This is a genomic window from Mesorhizobium sp. B283B1A (assembly GCF_020165735.1).
Classification (GTDB): domain Bacteria; phylum Pseudomonadota; class Alphaproteobacteria; order Rhizobiales; family Rhizobiaceae; genus Mesorhizobium; species Mesorhizobium opportunistum.
Map to the genome: position 1 here is coordinate 1 of NZ_JAIUIQ010000017.1, position 14868 is coordinate 14868.

A 14868-nucleotide genomic window follows, 5' to 3' on the forward strand; every position below is an offset into this window, starting at 1 on the left:
AAGAGTTGGGCGAGGGCGGTCAAGGCCGGCCTCCACTCGAAAGTTGGCGCTCTACGGCGCCCCCCTCTGCCCTGCCGGGCATCTCCCCCTCAAGGGGGGAGATTGGCAGCTTTGGCCTTCCGCTCCCCTTCCAACGCAGGAGATTGGCGAAAGCGGTGGCGGCATCCAATCTCCCCTCTTGAGGGGGAGATGCCCGGCAGGGCAGAGGGGGGCGCTGTCCTGCCGAGTTTGGATGTGTCTGCAGCACAGGCTTCACCCTTCCACCCTCGCTCGATGATCCCCGCCAAATTCCTCCCATCGCGCCGGCGCCGGCTCGAACCCTTGCGGCCGCACCAGCGAGGGAACCTGCCGCGTGTTGATCTCGAAATGCTCGCGCCGCCGCTCGATGGTCGGAACGGCGGCGATCAGCTTTTTCGTATAGGAATGCCGCGGCTTCGACAGCACCGAGGCCGCGTCGCCGATCTCGACGATCTGGCCGGCATAGATGACGGCGATGCGATGCGCGATCCGTTCGACGACCGCCATGTCGTGCGAAATGAACAGATAGGCCAGCCCGAACTCGCGCTGTAGGTCGACCAGCAACTCCAGCACCTTGGCCTGCACCGAGACGTCCAACGCCGACACCGCTTCATCCAGCACGACCACGGACGGGTTGAGCATCAGCGCCCGCGCTATGCACAGCCTTTGCCGCTGGCCGCCGGAGAATTCATGCGGATAACGCTCCAGGCTGTTCTTTGGCAGGCCGACGCGTCCCAGCAGGTTCGCCATCCTAGTTCGGGCTTCGGCATTCACGCGGCCGCTGGTGGCGATCACCGGCTCGGCCAGAATGCTCTCGATGGTCAGCCTCGGGTTGAGCGAAGCGTAGGGATTCTGGAACACCATCTGCACGGGCTTGGCGCTGTGCTCCGCCGAGGGCATTTGGGCGTGAACTGAGAAGCTGCCACGCGTGGAACGTACCAGCCCAAGGACCGCCTTTGCGGTAGTTGACTTGCCCGAGCCGCTCTCGCCGACAATCGCCAGCGTTTCGCCTGGCATCAGGTCGAAGTCGACGCCGTCGACGGCATGCACTGCGCCGGTGGCGCGGCTGAAGAAATTGCTCTTGAGCGGAAACCGCACGACGAGACCGTCGACCCTCAAAGCCGGTTCTAAGTGTACGTCCTTGTCGCGCTGTCCGTCGGCACGTGTCGCCCTGCCGTTGGTGAAATGCGGCACGTCCTGCAGCAGATGCTGCGTGTAGGGATGCTGCGGCCTGTCGAGGATCTGGTTCAGCTCGCCCTGTTCGACGGCCTGTCCGTTCTGCATCACCATCACCTTGTCGGCAATGCCGGCAACCAGGCCGATGTCATGGGTGATGAACATCATCGACATGCCGGTCTCGCGCTTCAGCTCGGCCAGCAGCGCCATGATCTGCGCCTGCACGGTGACATCGAGCGCGGTCGTCGGCTCGTCGGCGATCAGCAGGCGCGGATTGCAGGCCAGCGCAATGGCGATCATCACCCGCTGCAGCATGCCGCCCGACAGCTGGTTGGGCGTGTATTTCAGCCGCCGTGCCGCATCGGGAATGCGCACGCGGTCGAGCGCATCCCTGGCGGCGGCCGTGGCTTGCCGGCCGGTCAGGCCGCGATGCAGCCGGAACGATTCCTCGATCTGCGTGCCAATGGTCAGCACTGGATTGAGCGAGGTCATCGGCTCCTGGAAGATCATGCCGATCTCGGCGCCCCGAATGCGGGTCAGTTGCGGCTCGGTGGCGTCCATCAGGTCGAAGAGGCTGCCGTCGGCGCGCTTCAGCTTCATGGCGCCGCCGGTGATGCGGCCGCCGCCGAAATCGATCAGCCGGTTGATCGACAGCGCGGTGACGGATTTACCCGAGCCGCTTTCCCCGACAATAGCCAGCGTCTCACCATCGCCGAGATCGAAGCTGACGCCGCGCACCACTTCGTTGGCTTGCGGGTTGCGGCCGAAGCCGACGCGCAGGTCCGATACCGACAGCAAGGGGCTCATGCCGGTGCCCTCCGCATCTTCGGGTCGAGGATGTCGCGCAGCGCGTCGCCAAGCAGGTTGAAGCCGAGGATGCTGATCATGATGGTCAGGCCGGGGAAGATCATCAGCCAGGGTGCGGTCTCCATCAGGTTGCGGCTGTCGCTCAGCATCAGGCCGAGCGACGCGGCCGGGGGCTGCGTGCCGAGCCCGAGGAAGCTGAGGCCGGCTTCCGTCAGCAGCGCCCAGGCCAGCGCCAGCGTCACCTGGACGGTCAATGGCGCCACCAGATTGAGCAGCAGGTGCCGCGTCACGATGTAGCTCGAACTGCTGCCGAAGGTGCGCGCGGCATCGACGAATTCGCGCGTCTTGAGCGACAGAGCAGGGCCGCGCACCACGCGCGTGAAGATCGGCGTGTAGACGATGCCGATGGCAACGACACTGGTCCAGGTGCCCGGCCCGGCAACGGTGACGATGAGCAGCGCCAGCAGGATAGCCGGAAAGGCCAGCAGCACATCCATGATCCGCATCACCACGCCGTCCCAGCGGCGGCCGAGCCAGGCGGCGGCCAGTCCGAGCACCGTGCCGGCGAGTGCGGCGAAGGCGACCGAGAAGAAGGCGACCGTGAAGGACTGGCCAATGCCCGCCATCAGCCGGCTTGCCACGTCGCGGCCGAACAGGTCGGTCCCCATCCAGTAGGCGCTGTTGGGTGCATGCAGCCGGTCGACGCGGAACTGCGTGATCGGGTTGTGCGGCGTCAGCCCGAGCAGGCCGAGGACAGCGAGTACGAGATAGACGCCGACGATGACACCGCCGATGCGGCCACTGCCGTGCCCGAAAATGGCGCGCGCGATGCGCATCATTGCTCTCCCAGCCGGATGCGCGGATCGAGCGCGACATAGGCGAGATCGACCAGGAGGTTGACGATCATGAAGTTGAAGGCGATGAACAGCACGGATCCCTGCACCAGCGCGTAGTCGCGCTGCAGGATCGCGTCGAGCACCATGCGGCCGAGTCCTGGCAACGCATAGATCTGCTCGACGATGACGGCGCCGCCCAGGAGATAACCGAACTCGATTCCGCTCAGCGTCACCACCGGGATCAACGCGTTGGGGAGCGCATGCCGCCAGATGACGCTGCGTGCCGACGAGCCCTTGCTGCGGGCGGTGCGCACATAGTCGTCGCTCAACACGTCGAGCATGGCCGAACGCGCTATGCGGGTGACCGACGCCGCAAAGGCGAAGCCGAGCGTGATGGCGGGCAGGATCAGCTGGCTGAGATTGCGCAGCGGATCCTGCCAGAGCGGCGCGAATTCGCCCATCGCCGGCAGCACGCCGAAGCCGGCCGACAGCGTGTAGATGATCAGCAGGCCCAGCACGAAGCTCGGCGTCGACTGGCCGACCATGGCGACGATGCGCACCCCGAGATCGGACGGCTTTTCATTGTGTGTGGCGGCGTAGATGCCCGCCGGCAGGCCGACCGCCAGCGCGATGATCATCGACAGCACGGCTAGCTCCAGCGTCAGCGGGAAGCGCTCGAGGATGACGTCGAACACCGGCCTGCCATAGGTGACGGAGATGCCGAGATTACCGTGCAGGATGCCGCCTATCCATCGCCAGTACTGGACGAACCAGGGCTGGTCGATGCCGAAATAGGCGGCGAGCGAATCCCGTTGCGCCGGCGTCAGCAGGCCGGCTTCCGTCCCCAGCATCGCCGTGATCGAATCGCCCGGCACCATCCGGATCGCCACGAAGACCAGGATGGACACGCCAAGCAGGACGAGAGGAAACGTCGCCAGTCGCCGCATCAGATAGTTCACGCGAAGGATACCTCTCGTCTAGAGCATGATGCCGAAAAAGTGTGAAGCGGTTTTCCGACGACATCACGCTCTTTCTACTGATCTGGAGGCGGCTACTGCTGGATGGTAACCTTGCTCAGGCTGAACAGCGTGCCCGTTGGCGTCGGCACGAAGCCGGAGACGGTTTTCTGCTGGGCCGTGTAGCTGTAGGACGTGTAGAGCCAGATCCACGGCGACATCTCGGCGAGGTGCTTCTCGAACGCAGCGAAGATCGCCTTGCGTTTGGCCGGATCGGTCTCGGCGCGGCCCTGCTGCATCTGGCTGTCTAGCGTGTCGTCGATGTAGTTCGCCACCTTCTGCAGATTGCCTGTCTTGGTCCAGTAGCGGTTGTACATGGTGTAGGGGTCGGCGCGGCCGCCATTGAGCGCGATGGCCATGTCGAAATCGCCCTTCAGCCAGGCGTCGACATAGACGTTGAGCTCCATCATCTTGATGTCGAGCTTGACGCCGATTTCGGCGAGCTGCGACTGGATGACCTGGGCCTCCGCCGCCGCCGTCGGCGGCTCGCCGGTGGCGCCGATCACCGTCGCCGAAAAGCCGTCGGCAAAGCCGGCCTCTTCCATCAGCTTCTTGGCTTTTTCGACGTCGCGCTTGTAGCAGAACAGCTGGCTGGGATCGGTCGCGAGTGCGGGAATGGTCAGCGGGCCGGTGACCTTGCCTTCGCCGAGCGCGGCGGTGTCCAGCACCTCCTGCCGATCGATGGCGCAGGAGATCGCCTGGCGCACCTTGAGCTCGGTCATCGGCTTGCGCGACGGATTGAGCTGCAGCACGTTGTAGGCGAGCACCGGCGCGCGGTTGAGCTGCAGGCTGGCCTCCTTCGGCACCAGCGTGGCGACCAGCGGATCATTGAGCAGCGCGAAATCGATCTGCTTGGTGCGCATGGCGGCCAGGATCGCCGCTTCATCGGGCAACACGCTGATCTCGATCCCGTCGACGCCGGTAACACCGCCCGCCCAGTCCCGGTTGGCGCTCAAGACTTCCCTGGCGTTGGGGTCCCACTTGTCGAGCTTGAACGGACCGGAGCCGACCGCCTTGGTGCCGATCGACCCGGCCTTGATCTCGCTGGCCGGAACGATCGCCGCGTTGACGTCGCTCATCGCCGTCAGGATCGGCACGTCGGGTTGCGACAGATGGAACACCACGGTTGCCGCATCAGGCGTGTCGATGCTGGCGATCGACAGGAAGTTGGCGCGGGCAGCCGCACCGGTCTTCTCGTCGAGGATGCGCTCGAACGAGGCCTTGACGTCGGCCGAGGTGACGGCCGCGCCATCCTGGAATTTCGCCTTGGGATCGAGCTTGAACGTCAGTTCCTTGCCGTCTTGCGAAAACTGCCAGGACGTGGCGACGGCGGGGATGATCTGCAGGCTGGCATCGACTCGCACCAGCGGCTCATAGATCAGTTCCAGCAGCCGCAGCGACGAAAAAGCCGTCTGCTTGTGCGGGTCAAGCCCGGTGGCGTCCTGCGACCAGGCCATGTGCAGCGTTGCCGCCTGGGCCGATGCCGCTGCCACGCCGAGCATGGCTGCAACTGTGATTCCCGACAGCAGGGTTCTCGTGAAATGCCTTGTCATTTTCGTCTCCCATTATGATTTGACTTGATGCCTTTCAGTTTCTGCCGACCGCTTCCAGACACACATGCTTCGGAGTATCGGCCCAGTCTATGCGGCCTGACGGCGTCTGTCCCATACGGCTCATGCCTTCCCGTCGCTGATTGCCTTGCGCAGGAATCCTCCAGCCTTGCCGAGCGCTGTCCGCGCCTCCTCGACGCCCATGCCGGTGATCGTCACCAGGATCGCCAGCTTGACGTCGTTACCGGTCTGGGTGAGCGCCTGTCTGGCCTGCTGCGCCGGGCAGCCGGTCGTCTGCATGACGATCCTGATGGCCCGCGCCACCAGCTTCCTGTTGGACGGGTTGAGGTCGACCATCAGATTCTCATAGCTCTTGCCGATTCGGATCATCGAGGCCGTGGTCAGCATGTTGAGCACCAGCTTCTGCGCGGTTCCCGACTTCAGCCGGGTCGAGCCGGTGAGCACCTCCGGGCCGACGACAGGCGAGATCGCGATGTCGGCGATGCCGGCAATGGTCGATGCCGGATTGCAGGACAGGGCAATCGTGGTTGAGCCCACCTGCCTGGCATAGGTCAGCCCGCCAACGACATAGGGCGTGCGCCCGCTGACCGCGATGCCGACCACAACGTCGTCCTGTGTAAGGCCGATCTCCTGCAAGGCCATGGCGCCCATTTTCGGATCGTCCTCCGCGCCTTCCAGCGATCGCACCAAGGCATCGGCACCGCCGGCGATCAGGCCAACCACCATACCTTCGGGCACGCCGAAGGTGGGTGGGCATTCCGATGCGTCGAGAACCCCAAGCCGGCCGCTGGTGCCGGCGCCCAGGTAGATCAGCCGTGCGCCTTTCTGGAAGGCGAGCACGATCCGGTCGACCGCGGCGGCGATTTCCGGCAGCACCTTTTCGACAGCCGCCGGCACAACCCTGTCCTCGTCATTGATCTTGTGCAGCACGTCGATGGTCGGCAGCAGGTCGATATCGACAGTTCGAGGGTTTCGGCCTTCGGAAACCAGCCGGTCCAGCTCAGACATCAACCCTTGCTCGGTCATTCCAGTGCTTTCAAACCATACGGCGGAGCCAGCGGCGAGGCAGCGCTCTTCGCCTGAAACGCCGCGTACCGCCTATAAGGTCCGTGCTGGCCGCCGTGCTCGCCTTTGTTAACTTTTTAGAATTGAATATTCGTACCGTCAACACATATCTGGAATAGATTATTCCCGCAGGGTCAGGCGCTAAGCGCCCTTTTGGCAAGTATGATCGCGCCGGATACGGCGTCCCCGTCGGCGGGTTTCAGCCGGCGCCGCACATCGGGAGAAAGCCAGGGCTCGAGCGGACTGGCGAGGCCGCCCAGCAAGGTCACGCGCGGCGCGCCTTTTTCGAACAGCACCCGCACCAGCGTATCGATCTGCTCGGCGGCACCCTGCACGATGCGCCGCCCGGCCGGGTCGCCCTGGTCGGCATGGCGCATCACCATCGGCGCCAGCACGGCGTAGTCCGTGGCGCTGGCGCGGTCCATCCAGGCGACCGCTTCCATGGGATCGTCTTCGAAGCGCTGCATCACCTCGGCCAGCAGCGGCGTCCGCTCGTGCCGGCCGTCATGGGCGCGCAGCGCCAGCTGCACGGCCTTCAGGCCAAGTTCGGCGCCGCTGCCCTCGTCGGAAATCGGAAAGCCGTAACCGCCGACGCGCAGGTCGTGGCCCTCGACAAAGCCCAGGCCGATCGAGCCCGTGCCGGCAATGACGATGGCGCCGTCCTGGCCGGAATGCGCGCCGAGACAGGCACCGACCCCGTCGCTGACGAAATCGATGCTGGCAAAGGGATGCGCGATCGCTCGCAATGCCTCCAGCGCGCCCTTGCGGCCGATACCGGCAAGGCCGATGCCGGCGCTGACACGAGCGGTGTCGTCCGGGCCGAAACCGGCCTCCTCGACCGCCGCGTCAAATGCCCTGGCAACGGAGGCCCAGGCAGCATCGATGCCAAGCCGCGTCGTCGCCGGGCCGGACAGGCCCTGTCCCAGCACGGTTCCATCCGCGTCTTCGATGCGGGCCCGGCATCCGGTGCCGCCACCGTCGACGCCGAGAAAATAGTCCGATCGGCCGCCGCTCATGCGCTCAGCCGCTCGATGTCGGCGCCGCAAAGGCGCAGCTTGCGGTCCAGTTGCTCGTAGCCACGGTCGAGGTGATAGACGCGGTTGATGATGGTGTCGCCCTGGGAGACCAGCGCCGCCAGCACCAGCGACACCGAAGCGCGCAGATCGGTGGCCATCACCTGCGCGCCGTGCAGTGTCTCGCCGCCGCGCACCAGCGCCATGGTTCCCTGCAACTTGATGTTGGCGCCGAGCCGCATCAGCTCGGGCACATGCATGAAGCGGTTTTCGAAGATGGTCTCGCGCAGCAGCGATGCGCCCTGCGCACAGCACATCAGCGCCATGAACTGCGCCTGCAGGTCGGTTGGAAATCCCGGATAGGGTTCCGTCGTGAGGTCGACCGCCTTAAGCGGCCGGTCGCGCGAGACGATCAGCCCACGGTCGCCGGGCCAGACGCTGACGCCGGTGGCCTCGAGCAATTGCACCACCGAAGCCATGTGCTCGAGCCGGGCATGGGTGAGCTCGAGCTGGCCGCCGGTGATCGCCGCGGCAATGGCATAGGTGCCGGCCTCGATCCGGTCCGGGATGATGTCGTGCCTGGCCGCTTGCCAGGAAGTGTCGCCGGCGATCAGGATGCGGTGCGTGCCGGCGCCCTCGACGCGCGCGCCCATGGCGGTGAGGCAAGCGGCGAGATCGGCCACCTCGGGCTCGCGCGCCGCGTTGAGGATCTCGGTTTCGCCCTTGGCCGCGGTTGCCGCCATCATGGCGGTTTCCGTTGCCCCGACCGACGGCGAACTGAGCACGATGCGCGTGCCGGTCAGCCCGTTCGGCGCCGAGGCGACGATCGAACCGTTTTCGATGGCAATCCTGGCGCCCAAGGCTGCTAGCGCCGAAACATGCATATCGACCGGCCGCGCGCCGATGGCGCAGCCGCCCGGCAGCGAAACCCGCGCGTGGCCGAAGCGTGCAAGCAGCGGTGCCAGCACCAGCACCGTTGCCCGCATCTTTCGGACCGTGTCGTAGGATGTCTCCTTCGAAACGGCGGCACTAGTGTCGATCGTCGCGGCATGCGCGGACCGTGTGACTTCGGCGCCGTGAAGCCGCACGACGCCGAGCATGTTCTCGACGTCGGTCACATCGGGCAGGTTGGTCAGTTCGAGCGGGTATGGGCTGAGCAGGGCGGCCGCGATCTGCGGCAGAGCGGCGTTCTTGGCGCCGGATATGGTGACCGCGCCTTGCAGCCTGTGCCCGCCGACGATCCGCAATCTGTCCATGGCTGAAACCTTGTGCGACGAAAGCCGGGGCGTTCGGGTCTGTTCAGAATCCGGATTTCGACCCGATCCCGTTCGAGAATTAATTCTGCATTCTCGGCTGTCAATCGAAATTGGAATAATTTATTCCTTGGTTCCATAGGCTGCCAGCCAGGAGCGATGACAACGGGCTGTCGGCGTGCGGGACCGAAAAGCGCGAGGCAATCCCTTGTCCATTCTGAACAGGATCAATGCGAAGCTCGACGGCATGGCGACCGGCGATCGCGAGATCGGCCGCTACATCGTCGACAATCCCGACCAGATGCTGCGGCTCTCGACGGCGGCGCTTGCGGCCGAGATCGGGCGCAGCCAGTCGAGCGTCGTCAAGTTCAGCCAGAAGCTCGGCTATGCCAGCTACCAGGAACTCAAGCTCGCGGTCAGCGAGGCCAAGGCGCAGGAGTGGCAGGTGCCGGCCGGCGTCATCCACGGGTCGATCGAGGTCGGCGACGGCTACCAGGTGATCCTGAAGAAGCTGATCGGCAGCAAGCTTCTGTCGATGCAGCAGACCGTCGCCGCCAATACAGAGCGCATCATCACCAGGACGCTGGAATTGCTGGATGGCGCGCGCCGCGTCCATCTGGCCGGCGTCGGCGCCTCCTCGCTGGTGGCGCGCGATTTCTCCTACAAGCTGATGAAGCTCGGCCGCAATGTGCTGCATGACAGCGACAGCCACATCCAGATGGCCAATGCCGCGACGCTCGGACCCGGCGACGTGCTGTTCGCGCTCTCCTATTCCGGCGCCAGCATCGAAACCTTGCGCATCGCCGAGCTGGCCCGCAAGCGCGGCACGATGGTGATCGCCGTCACCGGCCTCCACGACAATCCGCTGAGCCGCGTCGCGGACATCTGCCTCTACACCATCGCCGACGAGGAGCGTGCGCGCTCCTCCTCCATCACCGCGCGCGACGCGCAGCTGGCGCTGACCGACCTGTTGTTCATCCTTCTGGTGCAAAGGCAGCCCGACGCCAACGACTATGTCCACAACAGCGAGGCGGCGGTCTCGGTGCTGAAGGCCGAGCGGTCGTAGTAGGGCCTAGACGCTTTCGAGATAGGTCTCGATCTCGAAGTCGCTGACATTGAGGGCGAACGTATTCAGCTCCTGGCGTTTGCAGGCGATGAAGGAGTCGCGCAGGATCGTCGGGAAGATCTCCGCCACATGCGTTCCGCTTTCGAACGTCGCGATCGCCGACGCCCAGTCCGGCGGCAGCTTGGCTGGGACAACGCCTTGTCCGTCGCTGCCTGTCGGCTCGCCGGGCGACACCTGCCTTTCAATGCCGATCAGCGCCGCGCCCAGTATGGCGGCCAGCACGAGATAGGGATTGGCGTCCGCTCCCGACACGCGATGCTCGATGCGGCGCGCGGCGGTCGGGCCGCCGGGAATGCGGATCGCGACCATGCGGTTCTCGTAACCCCAGGCGACAGCGGTCGGCGCATAGGAGCGCGGGCGAAGCCTGCGGTAGGAATTGAAGTGCGGTGCGAACACCAGCGTGCTCTCGGCCATTGCCGCGAGCAGCCCGCCGACCGCGTGGCGCATGGTTTCCGAACCCTGATCGGTGCCGTCATCGAACACATTGCGCCCTTCGGCATCGACCACGCTGAAATGGACATGAAAGCCGTTGCCGGCCCGGTCGCCATAGGGTTTTGCCATGAAGCAGGCGGCAAAGCCGTGCTTGCGGGCAATGCCCTTCACCGTGCGCTTGAACAGCACGGCGTCGTCGGCCGCCCGCAACGCGTCCGCGACATGGTTCAGATTGATCTCGAACTGGCCGACGCCGTTTTCGGCAATCGCCGTATCGACGGGAATGCCTTGCGCCCGGCAGGCCTCATAGACGTCGTGGATGAAGGCCTCGAAGTCGTCGATCTCGTCGATCGACAGCGCCGCGTCGGAATCGAGGCGGCGACCGGTGACCGGCGAGACAGGCCCGACCGGCCGCTGCGATTGCGGATCGACCAGGTAGAACTCAAGTTCCGTTGCCGCGACCGGGGTCAGGCCGAGCGCCTTGTAGCGGTCGAGGATGCGGGCCAGCGCCCTCCGGGGATCGCCGAGATAGGGCGCACCGTTTTCGTCGGCGAGCCAGAGCGGGACGAGCGCCGTCGGATGCGCCGTCCATTCCACCGGCAGAATGCCGCGTCCCGTCCATTGGCAAAGTCCATCCGCGTCGCCAGTCGAGAAAACCAGCGTGTTGCCCTCGATGTCCTCGCCCCAGATGTCCAATCCGATCAGCGAATAGGGCATGCGCAGCTTGCCCTCCAGCGCCTTGCGCGCCTGCTCGACGGGGATGCGTTTTCCGCGCATGACGCCGTTGAGGTCGCACACCGCCGCCCTCAGGCTCTGTATGTCGTTTCTGCTTTCAAGCCAGCTCAGCACGTCCGCAATTGCATCGCTCAATTTCAAACCTCTGGTTTTCGAAGGTGCCCAAGCCCGGCTGGCTGCACTATCCCTGGTAAAAACGCTTGTGAGTTTTCGGGAAGCATATCCGGCAGCTGCCGGATAGTTTTCCTTATTTTTTCAACTCATTAGCTGGGATGTCGGGAGGCATTTGAAAACCAATTGCGCGATCTGCGATCGCAACATAGAGGCAAGAAGGGCGAAAGCCAAGGGGCATTCTAGGCCCGCAGCTCTTGGGTGGATGCTGGTCCTTCGGCAGGAAGTCTTGATCCCCTTGCGTTGATGGACCGCATGCCTTGCGATTAGCTGAAACATCAATGATTTCGTCATCCACGGGCGGAGCTCCTTGCTCCGCCATAGGATGACGAGAGGCTTCAGCCAATCTCCAAGGTGGAAAGAACCATAGCCGCCTATCAGAAGTCTCAATCCTAGCTCCTGGATTCCGGAAACCTGGCCTGTCGCAGGATGTGCGCGGCGCCTTCGTCGATGTCGCGAACGATGGCCGCACGGGCGCGCGTCGCGTCCTGGGCCTCGATCGCAGCGACGACCTCCTCGTGATAGTCGATGTCGAGGATGGAGGAGAGGTCGTCCTCGAAGCCCATGGCGAGGTTCCTCAGGAAGGGGCCAACCTGCATCCAGACGGTCTCGATCAGGAAGATCATCTGCTCGTTGCCGCAATGGCGATAGATCGAGAATTTGAAGTCGTGGTTTTTCCTGAGATAGTCGTCGATGTCGCCTTCGCGCGCCGCGAGCGTCAGTTCGCTGCAAAGGCGTCGGATCGCGCGCAGATTGTTGCCGTTGATGCGTTTGGTCGCAAGTTCGGTCGCCGAGCCTTCGAGGATGGTGCGCGCGGCGGTCAATTGCGAGAACCGTTCGGCAGAAATGAGCGGCACCTCGACGCTGCCGTTCGGCATCGGGCTCAACGCCCGCAGCGCCTGCAGCCGCATGAAGGCGCTGCGCACCGGCATGTCGCTGGTGCCGAGCTCCTTGGCGAGCTTGCGCGAGGTCAGCCTCTGGCCGGGGGCGAACTGGCCGGACATCAGGGCCCGCACGAGCTCCAGATAGACCTTCTCATGCAAGGGGACGGTGTCGACGGCGCTCAACCCGAATTGTGTTCTCTCGGCCATTGGCGGGGGCGCTACTTCGCTCGTTCTGAAATCTGGCCTGACGACAACAGCCGCGGATGAGGCATGATAGACGCTTCGATCGTCGAACGGCAAGCCAACCCGCGATGCCGCGGGCGGATGAGGTCGCGGTTCTCGGCCGGCAATGACGCGACTTCCATGATGCCGCTCGCCGGCGCGAGAACGCTTCATCGATCAGGGTTCGCCCGACCCTTTGCCGCCAGATGCATCAGCAAATTCTTCGTGATCCTGCCGACGTCGTTCATGGCGTCGCCGGCAGGCAAGGCGCCGCACCAGGCGACCGAACTTGCGCAGAAAATCAGACCGCCCGAAGGCAGATGGCGCAGCGTCATCTCCGCGCAGCGCCGCGATGCGCGCTCATCCTCGCCACCCTCGTACCAGCGCGTCGCGTCGTGGACGAAGCTGTCGGGGAAGCCGGTCGCGCGGGCAATGACTATTGTATCGGGAGAGGTGCCGAGATGCGGGTCGGTGGCGTCGACCTCATAGCCGGCCGCACCGCCCAGCACGATGCCCTCGTCGCCGAAGGTCTCGCTGGCGACGCCGTCGAACAACCATGCCGCGGAAGCGCCATGGCTTTCCGGTGTGCGCGTAAAGGGCCGCGCGGCGTCGAAACCCATCAGGGAAATGGCGACGCCGGTCAGCGAGAATTCGCCGCGCCCGCTGGCGCGGAGATAGCCACCCGGCTGGTTGGTGATCGACAGCGATTGTTCGGCGAGCGGCCCGTCCCAGGTCCGGGCGGCCTCGAGTGGCGAGCGGCGTAGTTCCATCAGATCGTCCTGGAACGCGACCTTGCCGGCAAAGCCATTGCCGCCGAGATAGGCGATGCTGCCGCCAGCCGCCGCGAACTGGCGCAGCGCATGTTCCATATCGACCGACATGTATTCGGGATGGCTGCCGGTGATGACCGCCCGGTATTCCTCAAGGCCCGCAACGCCCCGCTCATGCAGGTCGCGGTCGGTGATGAGATCGAAGGCGATGCCGTTACTGTGGGAGAAGCGCAGAAAATGCAGGTCGACGGGCAGATTGTGCGGGCAGCCACACAGCGGATAATTGTAGTCGTCGCGCAGCGTCGCCTTCGGCTTTTTGTAGGACGAGATCGACACGCCGCTGAGGTCGCTGTGATAGTCGTAGAGCGATTTCAGATTGTTATCGATGGCGAAGCGATGGCCACGGTCTTCGCACATCCATTCGTAGAGATGTGCCGGCAGGAATTCATCGGCATAGGCGAGATAGGTGGCGGTCGGCACCAGGAACAGCAGCGGCGCCCGGCGTGTTGTCGAGGTGATGAAGAAGACGATGCGCTCCGATCCACCCTCGTGCCCGACCTCGAAAGCATAAACGCCGGCAGACGCTTCCGCCGGGATCTGCAAATGGTATGAGGCGGGCCACTGCAGGGCGCCCATGTCGTCGTCATGGCAATGCACCGCGTCGTAATGCGACGGCACCAGCCTTGGATCGAAGCTCAACCCGTCAAAGCGGCGCGAGGTCATGCAGAAGGCCGGCTGGTTGACCGTTTCCAGCAACAGGGCGCTATCGCCGCCTGTCGAGGTGATCGGGCCACTCGGCAGCAGGGTAGGGAAGGTCCAACCGATGCGACCGGCTTCGCTTTGCAGCGCAATCGACGAGAATTTGGCGTTGAGCGACCTGACATCCTTTGCCGCGCTGGCGCCGAAGAGCATATCGCCGGACCGAGACCAGGGCAGGTCCACTTGATGATGCAGGCGAAACGGCGCCAGGAGATCGTCCGAGCTGATCTTCAACGCCGTCCCGCTCCTATCGGTCGAAATCTCGACCGTCAGCCAGGTGTTTGCCGGCAAGATCGTTTCGAGCAGCTTGCCGTCATGGCCCCACGTCAGCCGTCCGTCCTGCAAGCCGAGGCACAAGTGTCCGCTTTCGAAGAGCACGCGGGCGCCGTCATTGCGGGTCAAATACACCTCGAAGGCGACACCGGTGATTTCGGTGGCCTTGGCCAGTTCCGACGCCGCGATCTTCAGGAAGGACCCATGATCGAAGTCGCGATGCGAGGGGGCATTGCCGGTCGGTTCGACATGCCAGTCCATGAACTCGGCTGTGTCGAGCCGCACAATCCGCACATCGCGCACCTGCCGTGACGAGGAGACATGGAGAGCGATAGGCGTCCCGGCCCCCGTGTGCCAGGGTACCGTGTAGCCTGAAACGGCCATGGCGCCATGATCGACGGGACGTTTCATTTCCGCGATCCCGGCCTGTGTACTTCCTCGGAGGGCATACTGGACAAATCGCTCGCATCCCTGCTTTTCGCAAGCAGCTTTTACAACAATGCGGCTTTCATCGCAGGCGGAATTGTTCGCGCTCATGTCGATCATGGAGGGGGCGACCCAGCCACGTTTCCGAGCGCAAGGCGTCCTGAAAAGCCACCGGACCGCGCCCGATCGCCGGGGCCGGACAGGTCGGTCGCGCGAGGTCGGCCCCTTCATCATAAATCTTGAGCTTGCGCGGTCTTGCACCTCTGGCCGCTCTCTGGCTTTTTGGGGTACCCACTTGGGCGGACTGATTCGCGT

At 64.4% G+C, this 14868-nt stretch carries 12 protein-coding genes; 1 reads left to right on the top strand and 11 read right to left on the bottom strand.

Features of this window, described 5'->3' with window-relative positions; translation table 11 throughout:
* Positions 1-252: 252 nt before the first annotated feature.
* The 7 genes from LB577_RS16325 to murA all read right to left on the bottom strand — a co-directional run bounded on the left by LB577_RS16325 (position 253) and on the right by murA (position 8758).
* The gene (locus tag LB577_RS16325) at positions 253-2001 is read right to left on the bottom strand and encodes an ABC transporter ATP-binding protein (RefSeq protein ID WP_224687469.1); all 1749 of its coding nucleotides are present in this window, start codon (positions 1999-2001) and stop codon (positions 253-255) included.
* The gene (locus tag LB577_RS16330) at positions 1998-2837 is read right to left on the bottom strand and encodes an ABC transporter permease (protein ID WP_224687470.1); all 840 of its coding nucleotides are present in this window, start codon (positions 2835-2837) and stop codon (positions 1998-2000) included. Before LB577_RS16330 ends, LB577_RS16325 begins: the two co-directional genes overlap by 4 nt.
* Positions 2837-3796, bottom strand: a complete 960-nt coding sequence (locus tag LB577_RS16335; RefSeq protein ID WP_224687471.1) for an ABC transporter permease — start codon at positions 3794-3796, stop codon at positions 2837-2839. The genes LB577_RS16330 and LB577_RS16335 overlap by 1 nt, the downstream gene beginning before the upstream one ends.
* Before the next feature lie 92 nt (positions 3797-3888).
* Complete coding sequence (locus LB577_RS16340; protein WP_224687472.1) at positions 3889-5406, bottom strand: ABC transporter substrate-binding protein; 1518 nt, start codon at positions 5404-5406, stop codon at positions 3889-3891.
* A 120-nt stretch (positions 5407-5526) separates the two neighbouring features.
* Complete coding sequence (gene murQ / locus LB577_RS16345; protein WP_224687473.1) at positions 5527-6450, bottom strand: N-acetylmuramic acid 6-phosphate etherase; 924 nt, start codon at positions 6448-6450, stop codon at positions 5527-5529.
* Positions 6451-6623: 173 nt separating this feature from the next.
* Positions 6624-7505, bottom strand: a complete 882-nt coding sequence (locus tag LB577_RS16350; RefSeq protein WP_224687474.1) for an N-acetylglucosamine kinase — start codon at positions 7503-7505, stop codon at positions 6624-6626.
* Positions 7502-8758, bottom strand: a complete 1257-nt coding sequence (murA, locus tag LB577_RS16355; RefSeq protein ID WP_224687475.1) for a UDP-N-acetylglucosamine 1-carboxyvinyltransferase — start codon at positions 8756-8758, stop codon at positions 7502-7504. The genes LB577_RS16350 and murA overlap by 4 nt, the downstream gene beginning before the upstream one ends.
* A gap of 205 nt (positions 8759-8963) precedes the next feature.
* Between murA and LB577_RS16360 the strand changes: the two genes are divergently transcribed.
* Positions 8964-9821 (top strand): MurR/RpiR family transcriptional regulator, encoded by an 858-nt coding sequence (locus tag LB577_RS16360; protein WP_023764791.1) that lies wholly within the window; start codon positions 8964-8966, stop codon positions 9819-9821.
* Positions 9822-9827: 6 nt separating this feature from the next.
* Here the strand turns inward: LB577_RS16360 and LB577_RS16365 are convergent, their stop codons facing one another.
* The 4 genes from LB577_RS16365 to LB577_RS16380 form a co-directional block, all read right to left on the bottom strand.
* A complete protein-coding gene (locus LB577_RS16365; protein WP_224687476.1) occupies positions 9828-11183 on the bottom strand; it encodes a glutamine synthetase family protein in 1356 nt (451 codons plus the stop codon).
* 112 nt (positions 11184-11295) lie between these two features.
* A complete protein-coding gene (locus tag LB577_RS16370) occupies positions 11296-11517 on the bottom strand; it encodes a hypothetical protein (RefSeq protein WP_224687477.1) in 222 nt (73 codons plus the stop codon).
* A 94-nt stretch (positions 11518-11611) separates the two neighbouring features.
* Entirely contained in the window at positions 11612-12310 is a 699-nt protein-coding gene (locus tag LB577_RS16375) for a GntR family transcriptional regulator (protein WP_224687478.1), read from the bottom strand.
* A gap of 185 nt (positions 12311-12495) precedes the next feature.
* Positions 12496-14538, bottom strand: coding sequence for a N,N-dimethylformamidase beta subunit family domain-containing protein (locus tag LB577_RS16380; protein ID WP_224687479.1), 2043 nt, complete (start codon positions 14536-14538; stop codon positions 12496-12498).
* Between the last annotated feature and the right edge of the window lie 330 nt (positions 14539-14868).

Coding starts and splice junctions, on each gene's coding strand:
- LB577_RS16325 (WP_224687469.1), bottom strand. CDS start 2,001: ATGAGCCCCTTGCTGTCGGTATCGGACCTGCGCGTCGGCTTCGGCCGC.
- LB577_RS16330 (WP_224687470.1), bottom strand. CDS start 2,837: ATGCGCATCGCGCGCGCCATTTTCGGGCACGGCAGTGGCCGCATCGGC.
- LB577_RS16340 (WP_224687472.1), bottom strand. CDS start 5,406: ATGACAAGGCATTTCACGAGAACCCTGCTGTCGGGAATCACAGTTGCA.
- murQ (WP_224687473.1), bottom strand. CDS start 6,450: ATGACCGAGCAAGGGTTGATGTCTGAGCTGGACCGGCTGGTTTCCGAA.
- LB577_RS16350 (WP_224687474.1), bottom strand. CDS start 7,505: ATGAGCGGCGGCCGATCGGACTATTTTCTCGGCGTCGACGGTGGCGGC.
- murA (WP_224687475.1), bottom strand. CDS start 8,758: ATGGACAGATTGCGGATCGTCGGCGGGCACAGGCTGCAAGGCGCGGTC.
- LB577_RS16375 (WP_224687478.1), bottom strand. CDS start 12,310: ATGGCCGAGAGAACACAATTCGGGTTGAGCGCCGTCGACACCGTCCCC.
- LB577_RS16380 (WP_224687479.1), bottom strand. CDS start 14,538: ATGAAACGTCCCGTCGATCATGGCGCCATGGCCGTTTCAGGCTACACG.